Source organism: Gloeocapsa sp. PCC 7428 (genome assembly GCF_000317555.1).
GTDB lineage: Bacteria > Cyanobacteriota > Cyanobacteriia > Cyanobacteriales > Chroococcidiopsidaceae > Chroogloeocystis.
The window spans coordinates 148,978-163,433 of record NC_020051.1 but is presented as its reverse complement, the minus strand read 5'-3'; the positions used below and the strand labels follow the sequence as shown (position 1 = coordinate 163,433).

The window sequence follows — 14,456 nt, the reverse complement described above, 5'->3', positions numbered from 1 at the left end:
AATGGAGTCACAAAAACAGTACGAAACAGAGAACAAGTTAAATCTTTTTTATTTTCCTCGATTGTTGGAGCTTCATATATCGCTCAACATCTGCAGGTTGGCAATCCGGTCTACCAAAGGCTTGAATCGTTACACCAGAGAATCGGTTTTTGACAACTTCATGCACTTGCTCGTTTGAAAGCAATGTCTTTTTGCTTTCTACCAATGTTTTACCACCTTTGTGTACGCGAACTTCCATACCTGCCCAGTAAAATTGGTTTTCATTCGGTTGCTTGTAAGCTGGGTAGCAACCTTTAGCTCGAACAGCTACTCGATGACCCAAGTTACTAGTCAGTGGCATGTCTAGCTCGGTTTGAACTAAACGAGTTTCTCCGACAGGTCCCCACAAATATAATTTGTTAGCAGCGCATCGTTCTCCGTTGCTATTCTGTGAAACTATGATGTCACCGCATACTTGTACCTGCACTTCATAAAGAGGAGGATACTGAGGAATTGCCTGTGCTACTTCATGTGGTTGGACTGATGCAGAAGTCGCCGAATTATTGGCTGTGATTGAAGCAGAACAGCCCGATCCAGTCAATAGCGCTCCTAACAGAATAAAAGTCAGTTTAGTGTGATTCATAAAGGCGTGAGTGTTGAATAAGGCAGAACCAACATCAACAGGCGACACACAACTCGTCAAAATCTACCCACCAGAATCGCTAAGTTTTGGTTTTATCAAACCACACAATTTATCAGCGGTAGCGCACAAACACCTTTCAGATGAGAGAGAGTTTTGCATCGCTCAAAACTTGCGTTGGTTGGGCGGCACAATCCAGAGGGTACAAAACCCACTCTTGGCTTTTCTTCCTTCCAACTCCAGTGTGACGCCGAGTTGTTTAGCATCTTGTTCGCACAGTCGGCTGCGGCTGAATCCCTGTTGGGCAAGCAGAGTTTGGTTCCAACTCATCAGGTTGCGGGCAAATTGCCCTTCAGAACTGGTTGCCCACTTCAAAGCGGTGACTTCCTCTAGGGTGAGCTGGCGAGGTTTGCCAGGGGCATACTCCACCTGTGCTTGTTGCCAGGTTGTCCACCCCACTCCCAACACCGAACCCAGTCCCCCTGCTACCAGGAGTACTACAGCTCCAGCCGCAATGGAAATGGCATTGATCGAGTGTAGAAATTTGTCAATAGCAGCCTTTTGGAGCAGCGCCTGCACCGATTGGGCGATCGCCTTCTCTTGAGCTTTGAGAGCTGCTCGTTCGTAGTGCTCCAGTCCTTCTCGGTAGTTTTGCAGTTGCGCGTGAATGCCTTGAGCCCATTGGTCGAACAACGCTTCTAGCTCTTTGGGAGATTCCTCCAGCAGCAGCTCTAATCGCCCCGTAGCGACCAGCAGCAGAAAAGCTGGATCTTCGGGATCGAGTCCCGTTTGGATGACGATTTCGTAGACCTTGGCTTTGAACGACTCATCTTTTCCCCGCAGGGCTAAAGCCAGGATCGTGCGGTCGAGCTGCTTGCGCCGTTGTTCGTAGAGCAATCGCTTCTTTTTGCGTTGGTTAACTGCTTCACGGGTCATCCCATTAGAGATAACTTTCTCTGAAGCCTTCTTAGGTACTTCAGCCGTGAGTGGCTCAATTGCAGCGTTTGTATCTGACTCGTCCAACAACTCGGACAAGTCTTCGTCGTCCAGCTCATTGTCTGTAAATTCGTTTTCGTCATCAACTTGCGGCTTGGTTGCCATAGATCGAATTCTATTTATTCACTGTAATTAGTTACTTACCACTCACAACGGCTTGGGCATCAGTAGCTGGAGTTTCAGCAGTTGCAGCAGCCAAAGCGTTTGATTTAGATGACTTAGAAGCAGACCGAGTAGATTTCACTGGCTTACTCCACACTTCAGTTTGGTCGATGTTTGTATACGCCTCTTTGAGAAACTTATGGATGCGCTGTAACCCTAAAACTCCCAACTCATTGAGTCCCCTCGCTTGGGCAAATGAGATCCGATATTCATCGATATAGTCTCGCTCTCGGTAGCTGAATTTAGGTAAATCGATCGCTTTGATACTGTATTTGCTCATCAGATCTTTGAGTTCTTTACGCTCGTAAACGTGCGACCAATCGTCTTGCAGTCCCAAATTACGAATCAGGATATGCCGAATTTTTCCTTCAAAATGATTGACCGATTCCACAAACAGTTTGACACTGTCAAAACCACCCGTGCAAACGAACCATTTGCAAATGTCAATTCCATGCTGGGAACTAACATCTAACAACGTGTTGCGTTCCATCCAATCATTAACAGTTGTGAAGACTTGAGCAGGCAAATTGACAATTACAGGTTTGGCTAACGCTAGTTCAAAAATCTTGTCTGCCTCATAAAGCTTGCGCTCCGATTCGCTGAAAATAGCTTGTTTATAATGGACAATCTTTTTGCCATTTTTATCTTCAACATTTTCTGGATAAAACTCTCCCACATCAGGGTTACTGCGATCGGCTTCGACTAGGGTAAACGGATATCCTTTATCAAGGCAGTATTGCACCATAACTCGGCAAAATAGGGATTTACCGACTCCTCCCTTTTCGCCGTCAACAAAGTGAATCGTTGGCATAATAACTAATACTCCATTTGGTTAGGTAGGTTGCTTTAAACAAGTCGGTGCAGTTGTGTCCACGCTGTATCTTTGTGCTTAATAGTCAAAATCAAATCCCGTCAAATAATCCAGTTTCGTCTTGAAATGAGCCTTTTCCAGGTAGCAGGGCATCAGATTTCACGACTCGAGTACGCTTTGAGTTGGCACGACTAGCCATTGGAGCTACGGGTTGACTTATTTCAAAGGGAGCGCTAACAGGGGTAGTAACCGGAGCGATCGCCAAAGCAGCGCTCGCAGTAGAAGCGCCAGAGGCAGGCAAATGCAGCGTTTGTCGCAGGTGCATCAGCTGTTGTTCTAGAGCATTACAACAGTTCAAACTAACATGCCGAAGTTCTTCATCGCTGAGAGTGCCTGCCCATTGGTAGGCTAGAGCTAAATAGCACATCCGCAGTGCCTGGATCGCCATTTCTCTACCACAGCGAATGCCATCTCCAGCTTCGAGAAAGCGTAGAAGGACATCATCAGAACTGTCCGCATAAGGCTGGTAACGGAAGATAAAGACTTGGCGCTGTTTGGTTATACGCTTATTCATACAGCTGACTGAGTTGCTCTAAATTTTAAAAATAAACCGAACCCATCGACTAACCGAAACGACAGCGATTCCTTGCCTGACTGACAGGAACGATAGTCTAAGCCTAAGATTTGCTCAATTTGATGCTGTAAGTCCATACCCCAGTAAGTTGGCGTACTGGGAAAGTAGTCTTCTAGTTCTTGGTAAAGATACATTGCTGCACCACCTGAAAGCACCACTTGAGTGATTGTTCTAGGCAGCACCGCATCCAGCCATTCTTGAAGCCTGCGCCAGTATTCCACTCTTGCCGTAGCGATCGCCCCAATGAGTTGTTTCAGTTCTACTACCTGGTTATCTGGATTATGGCTCTTGACTAAAGATTGCAGAACGGGATTGTTGGGAGTTAACTCAGTTCCTGCCTCATAGATGGCAGCGGTCAAAGAGACTAACTCTTGCCCAGAAGTCCGCTCGATCGCCTGTTGCACCAATTGATGGAATCCCAAGTTGGTGGTGTGTCCGGCGGTCATTTTGCCTCGTTCAAAGATCAGGGCAGTGGTGTTGCGGTGTCCAAACATTAACACCGCGATCGCCTGACGTTGAAACCACTCAACTCCATTTTGCTGGCATTGGATTAGTGCCAACCCTGCCCCCTCTGGTAGACAATTAAAGCTTTCTAGCTTGACTTTGAACCGCTGTCCTCGAAACCGAAAGTCTTTGAGAGCTTTTTGGAGATGAGCTTTCAGCTGCGGGTGATTGCGATACTCCCCATACGGTAAAGGAGTTACAAGCGCCAGAGAAAAGCGATTAGGAAGTCCGCTAGACTGAGCGATTGCCCCAACCGCCGCCAGCACTTTATGAAGGGTAGATTCGTACTTGAGTCGGTTGAGGCGAGGGGAGGCTAGGAATTGTCGAGCTAGAAAACCCACCACTTGACATTCTGATTCACCCGCGCATTGCACCCAGGCTTCATTTTCAGGTCGAGCCTGCCCAACCCCCTGCCGATTGACTAAATACGACTCAATTGAACTTTGAGGCAGTTGAATCATCTCTGGTTCCATTAAGAGGAGCCGAATAGTTTCTTCATTGCCTAATTCATAAATTACCTTGGTCAGGGATGCCCCTGGATCGAAACTGAGAGTAAGATCCGCCATTGATTTAGTTAAGGGGAATTGCCGATCGCATTGAAGGGTGCGACTAACTTGACTTACTACTGAGAAAGTATAAACTCTCCCCTCAAAGTTATAGCAAATGGAAGTGTATATTGCATTTAATTTTACTTGCTTAATCGTAAATTCACTGAAGTATTTTCAACTTAAACAATGCTTCATCAAGGATGGGGCGAATTTTGAACCCAAAGCTGTCACCCTTTCATGGTATATTCATTCAACCCCGATCACTCCTCGATCTGATCGCGGTTAGACCTTTACAAAATACCAAACATACCTTCATCAAACCTTTATCCAACCCCGATCGCTCCCTCGATTTTCATGGATTAATATGTATTTAACAAAATTTTTCTCGTCCTACCCCGACCGGACTGCGATCGCACCTTTATTAAAGCGCGATTAGCCTGCAATTGGACTGCGATGCAACTTGTCTAAATTTCCTAAAGCTCACCCAAGTTGGGTGCGTTAGTTGGTGATGGACGTGGAGTTGACGGAGTAGCAAGCCATGTTTTTTATATGTAAAAAATTTTACGTAAGTTGCTTAAATAATCTTAGGGAATGGAGTCGTGCGATCGCTTTTTTGCAAGCGAGAGGACTGCCACGTACCAACTCAGTATTGTTAGCGATGTAGTGATGCAATCGATTTGATTATGCGAAGACCGCGATCAGAAGATGGAACACCAGCTAACCAGCGGGTGACAATTTACCTGACGGCAGATGAAAAGAAACAAGCTAAGGAATTAGCAGGCAACCTTAGCTTAAACGAGCACTTTCGTCGAGCTGGGTTAAAGATGAAAACTTTACCGCCTGCGCCGCAGCTGAATCGAGAGACTTATTTGCAGCTGGGTTGGATTCGGAATCATCTCAACCAAATTGTTAGAGCCTGCAACCAAGAAAAGAAGCAGGGAGGCGACATTAATATCAACGTGGAATGGTTGAAAGAGTTAGAAGATCGGGTTAGGCAATTGCAGCTGCAAGTACTAAATCCTGACTTGGTCAATTTAACAACGATTGAAAGGCAAGATGAATGATTGGAAAACAGTTTAAGTGTGCGTCGTTTCGCAAAATACTCAATTACTTACACAACAAGTCAGGTGCAAGACAAATTGGCACAAATATGGGGAGTGTAACACTCGATGGGCTTGTCAAGGAATTTCACGAGTCTCGCAAGCTCAATCCTCGACTTAAGCGGTCGGTCTATCATGCTTCTTTAAGCGTTATTCCCATCGAAACAATGGATGACGATCGGTGGATGGATATTGCTGAAGACTACTTGCAAGGGATGGGGTTTGGAGATTCTCAGTACGTAGTTTACCGACACCACGACACCGCTCACGACCACATTCACATGGTGGCAAGTCGGATTCGGATTGGGGATGGGTCTATCGTGAGCGATTCTTGGGACTATCGCCGGAGTGAAGTTTTGATTCGTCAACTAGAACAGGCTTATGACTTACAATCGACAGAACCAAGTTGGGACAAACCAAACCGCGCTCACCCCTCTGGAGAATTTAGCCAGCAGAAGCGTTTGGGGCAGCCTAGTGTTCGTCAAAAGCTTTATCCAATTTTGAATTGGGCAACGGCACACACCGACACGATGCCAGACTACATTCAGCAGGTACAGTCAGCTGGAGTAGAAGTCAGAGTCACCGAACAAGGCATTTCTTATGCCCTTGAAGGAGTTGCGTTTAGTGGTAACAAACTAGGTAGGGATTATTCATTTGTTGGCTTGCAAAAGTATCGAGGAGTGAGTTACGTACCCGATCGAGACGATGAGGCGATCGCGCAACTGATTGGCACGAAGCATGGCTCGTCTCAAACTGCGGCTTTTGAAGTTGAAGCCAATGAAAAGGCGATCGCCCAATTTGACTCGCATGAGAATAAAACCCTTATCGTGCAACTCGATCGCAACTGTCAGCAACAAAACCGAGCAAAGCAGGTGCAATTAGAACTTTGATGTGCAATCAACAGCGAGCTTCGTTAATTATTCAGATTGCAGTTCCTTATTTTCAACAAGCACACGAGCAGGGGCTAACGAAACTGGTAGACCCCAACCGTAATATTTGGCAATTGAACCTAGGACTTTATCAAATCACTTACGCACAACCATTATTGACCGAGAAAAGCTTAACAGTGGAGGTGAAAGGACGGGGGTGTTTATTTATGCTCCAACGCTCAGGCGATCAAACCCAAATTCATATACAGCAGTTAATTACTCAAAAAGATGTTCAGTGGTTTTTACATCTTGGAGAGACAAAACCACAAGACTTTCAGCAAAGAAGGACGCACCGACGGAGGCGGGGACGACAAAGGCAGCTACAGATATAAAAAATTAAGTTTTAAAGACTTTTTATTATTATGTTAAAGATTGATTTTTAGTTCTGGAATTTAATCGATTAAATCTAATGATTATCAAAGTTAAATTGACGATGTTTATATAGAGCAGTGTTAAGTTATCTCGATTAATTTTTCAACTGATTTTGTTACTTCTTTATAGGAGATTTACTGGAACTATTTAGCAACGAAACTAAGCATCAATGAAGCCAGTATGAACAGAACTTTGTTTGATTGGACAGCCCTAGCTGACCGAGGCACGTTTATTGTGGGGGTTGAGTATTTTTTGACTGATAGAGGTCAAATCTTTCAACACTTCCAACGCTGGGGAGAGGAGCGATCGCTTCCTGTTTATTTTTGGAATCCTGGTTGTTCGTCCATTCAACAACTGGGTAATCAGGAGGTGGAAAATACTGTACGTACAGTTTTTCAACCAACAACACTTGCAGAGCGCGATCGCGATATTATCCAATATCTGCTTGACACTCCACAACCAGGAATTTTTTTGCTCGAAGGCGTGTTGCAATTTGACGAGCGCGGGCAGTTGAGCGATCACTTGATTTATCAGCTTTCTAATGCTTTCCAACAGCTTTCTTGGGGCAAGATTCGTCAATATTGGGTGTTGCTGGCAGAGCAAATCGAACTCTCGCCGAGCTTACAGCCTTTTATCCCAGTCTTGATCAATGCTTTACCTAGCCTGCAACAAATTACGCAAGCAGTCGAGCAGTTTTGCCAATCTCACAATAACTTGCAAACCGATGCTGATACTCAAACTCGCTTAATTAGAGCTTGTCAGGGGTTATCTGCGGGAGAGATCGATCTGGTGCTCGTTCAGTCGCTTCCTTTTGCTCGAACTGTAGGGCAATTAGCCCAGATGGTACTGTCTTACAAACTCGCCAAACTTAGTGGTAGGGGACTGGACTTTATTGCCGATCCAGATGTGCCAACAGCAGCAGGACTGGACTTGTTGGATACACGACTCGATCGCATTAGTGCTTTATTCAATCCAGAAGCACAAAAGCAGTATGGGTTAAAGTTTCCCAGAGGCTTAATTCTCTGGGGTCCACCTGGCACTGGAAAGAGTCTTTCAGCAAAACTCGCAGCCAAAAAAATGGGGGTGCCGCTGATGGCCGTGGATTGGGCATCCATATCATCCGATCGAGAGTTACGATTTTTATTGGCTACAGCCGAAGCGATGGCTCCTGTAGTTCTGTATTTCGACGATTTCGACAAAGGATTCGCAGGTTGGGATTCTAATGCAGATGGAGGATTGTCCAAAAGACGCGCGGGCAAACTACTGACTTGGATGCAGGAACATCAATCGCAGGTGTTTGTCATCGCTACGGTCAACCGTTTGGGAATGCTACCGTTAGAGTTGCAACGCCGAGTCGATGACATTTACTTTGTAGACCTACCGCATGACGGGGGGCGGTACGACATTTTCAACCTGCACTTAGCCAAGTACTTTCCCGCCTTCTGCGAAGCACAAAAAACGGGGATTTCGCCTTGGACTGACGACCAGTGGCACGTACTACTGACTGAATACAGACTGTGTACGCCTGCTGAGATTGGTAATGCCGTGCGCCGAGTGGCTGAAGAGAAATATTTCCAACTCGATCGATCTGGAAGACTGGGCGATCCCCTCGAAATCACCTTTGAGGAGATGAAGCAGCAGCGGTGGCAGTTCACCCCAGCTATGATTCGAGAGGAAAATCAAATGTTAGAAATTAGAAATAATGCAACGTTTGCTAAGCCAGTCGCAGGACCTGATCGTTCAAAATTTGCTAAACCCCGCAAGGAGCTATTTCAGAGCGACGAGGAGGAACCCGCGCAACTGCCCTACGTAGAAATGTAAGCCTTATTCACCACCCCAATTAGCAGCCACTTTAACTTCTACTACAGCTGGGATCGGGTCGAGGAAAGGCTGAGCAGCTCGTTCCATGCATCGCTTGAGTTGTTGAGCGATCGCTAGAGCAACAACCTCTGGGCACTCCAGCAGGATTTCATCATGCACCACAGCAATCAGCTTTGCGCCGAACTTTATTAAAACCGTTTCTAAGTCGATCAAAGCCAGTTTGAGGATATCGGCACACAATCCTTGCACTGGGTGATTGTAGAACTCGGTGAGCCGAGGTTTTTTCCTCCATCGCCTGCGTCTGCCAAAGAGCGTGCGAATCTCACTTACTTTCTGATGACCGTAGACCAGTCCTGCTAGCATATCATGCCAACGTTTGATGCCCGGATATGCTTCAAAGAATCGTTTCCTGAACCGACGAGCTTCCTCCAGTGACATGCGAATGCCGTACTTGGTTTCAGCATAGACTTGGAGTTTGACAGCACTCATACCGTAAATCAGTCCGAAATTAATCGCTTTTGCTAGCGTTCGATCTTCTGGGGCGATTTCTTCAATGGGTCTTTCTGTAATCAGTGAAGCAGTCAGGCGATGAATGTCTTCTCCTAAGCGATACGCCCGCAGCAGCCGCGCATCTCCACTCAACTTGGCAACAATACGTAGCTCGATTTGGCTGTAGTCCGCTTTGACAATTCGACAGCCAGGGGAAGCCACAAAGCATTGCCGTGCCGCTTTATTGCGGGGAACGGTTTGCAGTGCTGGGTTGCGGCAGCTATATCTGCCAGACTTAGCTCCATATTGAAACCAGTTAGCGTGAATCCGACCCGTCGTCTGGTGGATGTGTTTGGGTAGGCTAGTGTCGAAAACAGTTAGTACCTTTTGCAGCTTGCGGTAATCCAGCAATGCTTGAATGACTGGGAATTGCCCCGCCAGCGGGACGAGTTCTTTTTCGCTTGTAGATTTGATCGGCGCACCAATCGCTTGTAGTGCCGCAAGGAGTTGTTTGGGTGAGTTGGGGTTGATAGTATCGGTTATTTCTGGTAACAACGACAGTTGTTGCTTGCCAGGAATCGAAAGCTGCTTCACCACTGCAAGCGCGGCTGCTTTTTGCTTTTCTAACGATGCACCGTACCCCTGCCAACGGCTGAGGTCGAGTAACATCCCGTTGAGTTCCATCTGCGCGGTGACAGGGATACAACTAAACTCTAATCGAGCGACTTCGAGCAGTTGGCTTTGTTTGAGTCTGCCGTGCAGGATGGGATATAGATCCAGCAGAATGGCTGCATCGATCGCAGCGTATCGGAGTTGCTGGGAGGTCAATTCAGCTTGAGCAAAATTACTGTGCTGCAATGATTTATTTAATTTCACTCCCAGCAGTTTGCTAGCAACTGATTTGAGAGACAGTTTAGTTTTGATCCCCGCACTCCAGATTCGGTATGCTAGTTGCGTGTCGAAGAAAGGATGAGCTAACCCTAATCCAGCTTGAGTAAGGAATTGCCACTCAAACTTCAGGTTGTGTCCTATTTTCAGGGCAGGACTGTTTAAGAGTTGCCGAAGCGGTTTGAGGTGCTTTGGTGCGATCGCAAATAAGTCGATGAGCAGGACTCTCGCGTGGGGAACGGCAATCTGCACCAGCCGGAGGCGATCGCGCTTGGGATCGAGTCCTGTCGTTTCACAGTCAATCCCGAATAGAGCAGTGCTTTGAATTGCCTTGAGCTGCCGAGCTAGGGTTTTTTCATCTTGAATCAGAAGGTAATTAGGAGTTGAGTAATCCCGCAGTGTGGAAGTTAGAGCGCATATCATGGAGACGTAAATCTGGAGTTGGAAATTACTTAGCGTGCAGCGGTAGCTTGCGAGCTGAAATTAAGAAACTTTCAACCGTTACTGGGCGATCGCTCTGCCAAAAAATCTCTAGTGGCAATTTCTCTACTTGTGCATCAATGCGTTGCAAGAAGGCTCGAAACGCTCTCGCACGAGGACAGTTCTTGCAATTCATCGATGCGCTGACAACTGTCACCAATTGACCGCCAGGAGCAAGAAATAGGTGGAATGCACGTTGAATGTGTTCCAGATCTACCCCTCTGGTGTGGCGATCGGAAAACGGTGGGTTGGCAAGAATGATGTCGTAGAGCGTTTGAGGTTCGGTAGTCAAGAAGTCAGTGCCAACGAGATTGAATCCCTGCTGCTTCAGCAACATTTGAAAATTGGGGTCGATCTCGATCGCGTCCACAACTGCCCCTCGTTCGCGCATTGCACAAGCTAAAGTTCCAGAACCAGCAGATGGGTCAAGCCCTCGCATTCCGAGCGTAATCGTTGCTAGCTTTAGCATTCGCTCAATTAGATCGGGAGAGCTTGGAAACCAACCATAAGGCGGGTTTTGAGTAATGGACTGATAGAGAGGATAAAGGTGAGTCGGTATCATGAAACTACAAACTTAGAAAAATCCCGCTGCCAAGCACTTGGGCAAGCATAAAAACGCACTTAATTAAAAGCGGTAGCTAGGCAGAAAGCTCGTTTGCTCTCTAATTAAAACTTTGTGATTTTTATAACCTTACTAATACCTTAAGAAAACTTGACATGATTTTTACTCGATTCTTGATTTCCTTACAAAGTATGGAAATATTAAGACTTTTATTGTTTATTTATAACTGGATATTTTTTAAACTATGTATAAAGATAATTTGAAATTTACTCAAAAATACTGATAATTAGAATTAACAATAATACATTTATAGTAGGGCTGCGGTACTTGATTTAAAGATTTAACTGAAATGAATACTTACGGATTACCCGAAGACGAAAACTACACCACGAATGGCTACAGTTCTAGCGGTTACGACTCTAATGGTTATGGATCGAATGGGTATGAGACTGAAGGCTATGGTGGCACCAACGTGTTTGGAGCTGGAGATAGCAGCTGGCAAGAAGATCTTTTCAGCAACGGCTACCAGGAGAACGTGTTTGAAGTGAACCACGCCGATTCGCCCTACACCGAGACTGCTGCTAATCCTAATCCCCAATTTAACAATCCTTCAGCCGAAAAGGGCTACAAGTACGAGGATTTTGAACTGTAGTTGAACTTTAGGTACTAAAACATTGGACAACTAAATATCATTCGCTTTCTAGCCTTGAAAAACTAGACAATTTCTGCTGTCTAGCGATTGTTTACTTTGGCAATATTTGTTATGACTGCTGATGTGGTAAAGCACTTGAGCAAGGTGCTTGTTGTATTCATTTTGATTACAGTTGCTTGGTCCGGTTGGGCAGCAGTTGCAAAAGCAGAGTCGGGACGGTTCCCAACACGAGTTTGGGAAGTCCCGATGGGCGAGAGAACTACTAACGTGCTGTTGCCAGATTGGAGCAAAATTAGCTTAGCCAGTATGCCACCGATCGCCTCTAACGGCTCATTTGATGGTAGTGCCTACACTAAGACGGTAGGGTACGATCTCAGCCGGAACTGGAGTGCTGGCATGACTCCCGATCAATACTTGAAGCTGGGCGATCTTTCAGATGCTCTCAGTTTAGAGGTATTTTCTCTAGATGCTATTAGTCAACTCACTGAACTGAACCTTTCTCAAGTTTCTTTAGATGCTTTTACGCTGGCAGGAGAGCAAACTCTCCAACAATTGGTGAAGATTGTGCCAGGTCTGGGCAATCTAACAGTTGCAGATGTGCCTCCAGTTGCAAAGCTACTTCAAACCCAACTGGGTAATACGGTTGGCAGCTCTGCAACTTTGGCTTATATTGTCACCAATCCAAGGCTTGGTCAGTTACAGCTCAATCAAATTGACTTGTCAACGTTTAGTATTGATTCCATTCCCAGCTTAAGAGCAATTGAGCTGCAAAATTTTGCGAACTGGCAAAATAGCTTTGTTAGCAACGTGCCAAGCCTCAACCAAGTTGCTTTTTCTGACTTCCCGACTCCAATTACAGAAGTTGGCTCGGTGGTAATGCGGATTGACACGATCTACGGTTCGTCGGAAATGCATCGAAATAACACCGTTTCCGGTTCAGACCAACAAGGGTATTCTGTACCTTGTGACGAAAAGGACTGCGCCTACATCGAACTCGACGATCTGGAGAACGCAGGGCGAGGTGCTAGAGCTAATTTAGAAGGTAAGCAGTGGATCTCTGGCAAATACCAGGAAGTTGAAGGTGGTTTTGGCATCCTAGGCGCAGTTAATGGTGGAAAGGAACCGACCGGACGCCACCCTTTTGGTTCTGCTTTCAAAGTAGTGGTAACAGAACCAGATGAGGCAACAGATACGGTAGATACGGCGTTGTTTTTTCGCTTCTGTAACCGAGGAATTCCCGATCTTGGCTGCACCCCCTACTTCATTGGTCCGATACCCTTTTTCACCTATAAGGTTAATGCACCTATTTTCATTGGCCTTCTGGAGGAGAAGAGAAATTCTTCTGCCTCGTCCCAACCTACAGGCGCTACCCGCAGCATGTCCAGTTCCTATGGTGGTGGGCAAACTGGCACTAGCAACCTGCTGACACCAGACTGCTTCACTTCTGCCAATGGTTCTACGCTCAAGTTGAGCGAACTGTCGGAGGCGATCGCCTCAATTGAAAGTGCTGCCAGTGGTGACTTTATGGCGATCGGCGTTTACACCTGCGCTGACGGGGGTGGAAACTGCGGGCGCGGACTCGGTCGCTACCAGTTCATGAGCTATAACGAGTACGCTACTAGTTTAATTGCAGCTAAACCAAACGGACAGGACTTTTTGAAGCAAGTCAGTAGGGGGTACGAACCGGCCCCAGCCGAATTGATGCAGTATTTCCCACCAGAAGATCAAAACCGAGCATTCAACAGTTCTCTATCAAGCGCAATCGCACGAGCCAGCCAAGAAATTGACCCTACGACAGGCCAGTTCTTCACAGGCGGTCGCTTGATTGAGCGAGTTGCCCAGATGCATTTTGGTGGTCTCTACAGTGCTGTTGATGGAAGTAGCTCGGATACGCTGGGAAGTTTGAGCCTCAGAGACTACGGAAGGCAAGTAGCAGCTCGTTATCAGGCTAGCAACACCACTCTGACGTGTGCTCCAATTGGTAGGGCTGGTTCTTTGCCAATTGCGATTTTCCCAGTTCGAGACTCCTATCGCGTAGTGCGCGAGTTTGGCGCACCAGCGGTTGCGGCAAGCAACCAGCACAGCAAAGGCATTGACGTGGAGGTGGCTGAAACCACGCCTATCTATGCCGCAGCAGAAGGGAAAGTCATTTATGCAGGACACGCAGAAGGCTATGGCAACACAATTGTGCTGGAACACGACAACGGACGGCAAACCCGATACGCGCACGTGACTTCTATCCAACCGATAGTCGGTACTAAAGTCAAACAGGGCGACCTAATCGCTCTTACTGGTTCGTCCACTCTCCACATTGAAATGAGAGAAGGAGCGATTGCAGGCAACCCGTTTAGCGGTCGAGCAGTGAATCCACGAAACTACTTTGCAAGTTGACGAAGCAATGCATCAGATTTTCAGAATTATTCTGCTATTTGCGATGGGGCTAGCCACCGCGATCGCAACAGCCTTTTGTCATTCAGCTCAAGCCCGTCTACCTTCTTATCAAACTTGTATCGCACCCCTTGGGCTTGAGCGAGTTGAACAGATCGGTACTGCTAGACTGCAAGCACAAGCTTACTATCTCTTGGCTGCTTACGAGCAGGGGGATGAAGATGCAACCGACCTAGTGGTTGCAGCGACAGGCAAAACTTGCCAGCGCTTGTTTTACAACCCCACAGGCGATCGCACTCCTCTAGCTGGTTCGATGCCTTTAGCTGTGGCACAACAACTGACTCTACAAAGATACCGCAAAGAACTCAATGAAATGGGTAGATCGGCACTCCAACAACAAGCAATCTCCGCTTCAGAATCCGCCGAGCAGTGGTTTGCGGAAGAAACCTGGGCGCTGAAACGGCTAGGTATTGCTGTACCTGCAACCTTGGATTAATTACC

General features: G+C 46.7%; 14 protein-coding genes. 7 read left to right on the top strand and 7 right to left on the bottom strand.

All coding sequences use genetic code 11. From position 1 onward, the window contains the following. Positions 1-37 precede the first annotated feature (37 nt). From GLO7428_RS25335 to GLO7428_RS25315, 5 genes are all read right to left on the bottom strand, one after another. Positions 38-622 carry a hypothetical protein gene (locus GLO7428_RS25335; protein WP_015328650.1) on the bottom strand — a complete coding sequence of 195 codons (585 nt, stop codon included), beginning with the start codon at positions 620-622 and terminating at the stop codon, positions 38-40. A 162-nt stretch (positions 623-784) separates the two neighbouring features. Further along, positions 785-1,720, bottom strand: a complete 936-nt coding sequence (locus tag GLO7428_RS25330) for a DUF6753 family protein (protein ID WP_015328649.1) — start codon at positions 1,718-1,720, stop codon at positions 785-787. Positions 1,721-1,751: 31 nt separating this feature from the next. Continuing rightward, positions 1,752-2,588: a mobilization protein MobD-like protein gene (locus GLO7428_RS25325; RefSeq protein WP_015328648.1), complete on the bottom strand. Its 837-nt coding sequence runs from the start codon at positions 2,586-2,588 to the stop codon at positions 1,752-1,754. 91 nt (positions 2,589-2,679) lie between these two features. After that, complete coding sequence (locus GLO7428_RS25320; RefSeq protein ID WP_015328647.1) at positions 2,680-3,162, bottom strand: hypothetical protein; 483 nt, start codon at positions 3,160-3,162, stop codon at positions 2,680-2,682. Further along, positions 3,159-4,292, bottom strand: a complete 1,134-nt coding sequence (locus GLO7428_RS25315) for a ParM/StbA family protein (RefSeq protein ID WP_015328646.1) — start codon at positions 4,290-4,292, stop codon at positions 3,159-3,161. The genes GLO7428_RS25320 and GLO7428_RS25315 overlap by 4 nt, the downstream gene beginning before the upstream one ends. 665 nt (positions 4,293-4,957) lie before the next feature. Between GLO7428_RS25315 and GLO7428_RS25310 the strand changes: the two genes are divergently transcribed. From GLO7428_RS25310 to GLO7428_RS25295, 4 genes are all read left to right on the top strand, one after another. Further along, positions 4,958-5,338, top strand: coding sequence for a hypothetical protein (locus GLO7428_RS25310; RefSeq protein ID WP_015328645.1), 381 nt, complete (start codon positions 4,958-4,960; stop codon positions 5,336-5,338). Further along, the gene (locus GLO7428_RS25305) at positions 5,335-6,264 is read left to right on the top strand and encodes a relaxase/mobilization nuclease domain-containing protein (protein ID WP_015328644.1); all 930 of its coding nucleotides are present in this window, start codon (positions 5,335-5,337) and stop codon (positions 6,262-6,264) included. Before GLO7428_RS25310 ends, GLO7428_RS25305 begins: the two co-directional genes overlap by 4 nt. Beyond that, a complete protein-coding gene (locus tag GLO7428_RS25300) occupies positions 6,264-6,635 on the top strand; it encodes a hypothetical protein (protein ID WP_015328643.1) in 372 nt (123 codons plus the stop codon). Before GLO7428_RS25305 ends, GLO7428_RS25300 begins: the two co-directional genes overlap by 1 nt. Positions 6,636-6,855: 220 nt before the next feature. After that, complete coding sequence (locus tag GLO7428_RS25295; protein WP_015328642.1) at positions 6,856-8,496, top strand: ATP-binding protein; 1,641 nt, start codon at positions 6,856-6,858, stop codon at positions 8,494-8,496. Between the two features lie 3 nt (positions 8,497-8,499). Here the strand turns inward: GLO7428_RS25295 and GLO7428_RS25290 are convergent, their stop codons facing one another. Beyond that, positions 8,500-10,296: a DNA polymerase gene (locus GLO7428_RS25290; protein ID WP_015328641.1), complete on the bottom strand. Its 1,797-nt coding sequence runs from the start codon at positions 10,294-10,296 to the stop codon at positions 8,500-8,502. 25 nt (positions 10,297-10,321) lie between these two features. After that, on the bottom strand, positions 10,322-10,915 hold the full coding sequence (locus GLO7428_RS25285) for a class I SAM-dependent methyltransferase (RefSeq protein ID WP_015328640.1): 594 nt from the start codon (positions 10,913-10,915) through the stop codon (positions 10,322-10,324). Positions 10,916-11,264: 349 nt separating this feature from the next. Here GLO7428_RS25285 and GLO7428_RS25280 point away from each other — a divergent pair, with 349 nt between their 5' ends. From GLO7428_RS25280 to GLO7428_RS25270, 3 genes are all read left to right on the top strand, one after another. Beyond that, a complete protein-coding gene (locus GLO7428_RS25280) occupies positions 11,265-11,567 on the top strand; it encodes a hypothetical protein (RefSeq protein ID WP_015328639.1) in 303 nt (100 codons plus the stop codon). Positions 11,568-11,663: 96 nt separating this feature from the next. Continuing rightward, the gene (locus tag GLO7428_RS25275) at positions 11,664-13,958 is read left to right on the top strand and encodes a M23 family metallopeptidase (protein WP_155824130.1); all 2,295 of its coding nucleotides are present in this window, start codon (positions 11,664-11,666) and stop codon (positions 13,956-13,958) included. Next, positions 13,948-14,451, top strand: a complete 504-nt coding sequence (locus GLO7428_RS25270) for a hypothetical protein (protein ID WP_041919577.1) — start codon at positions 13,948-13,950, stop codon at positions 14,449-14,451. The genes GLO7428_RS25275 and GLO7428_RS25270 overlap by 11 nt, the downstream gene beginning before the upstream one ends. The last annotated feature ends 5 nt before the right edge of the window (positions 14,452-14,456 follow it).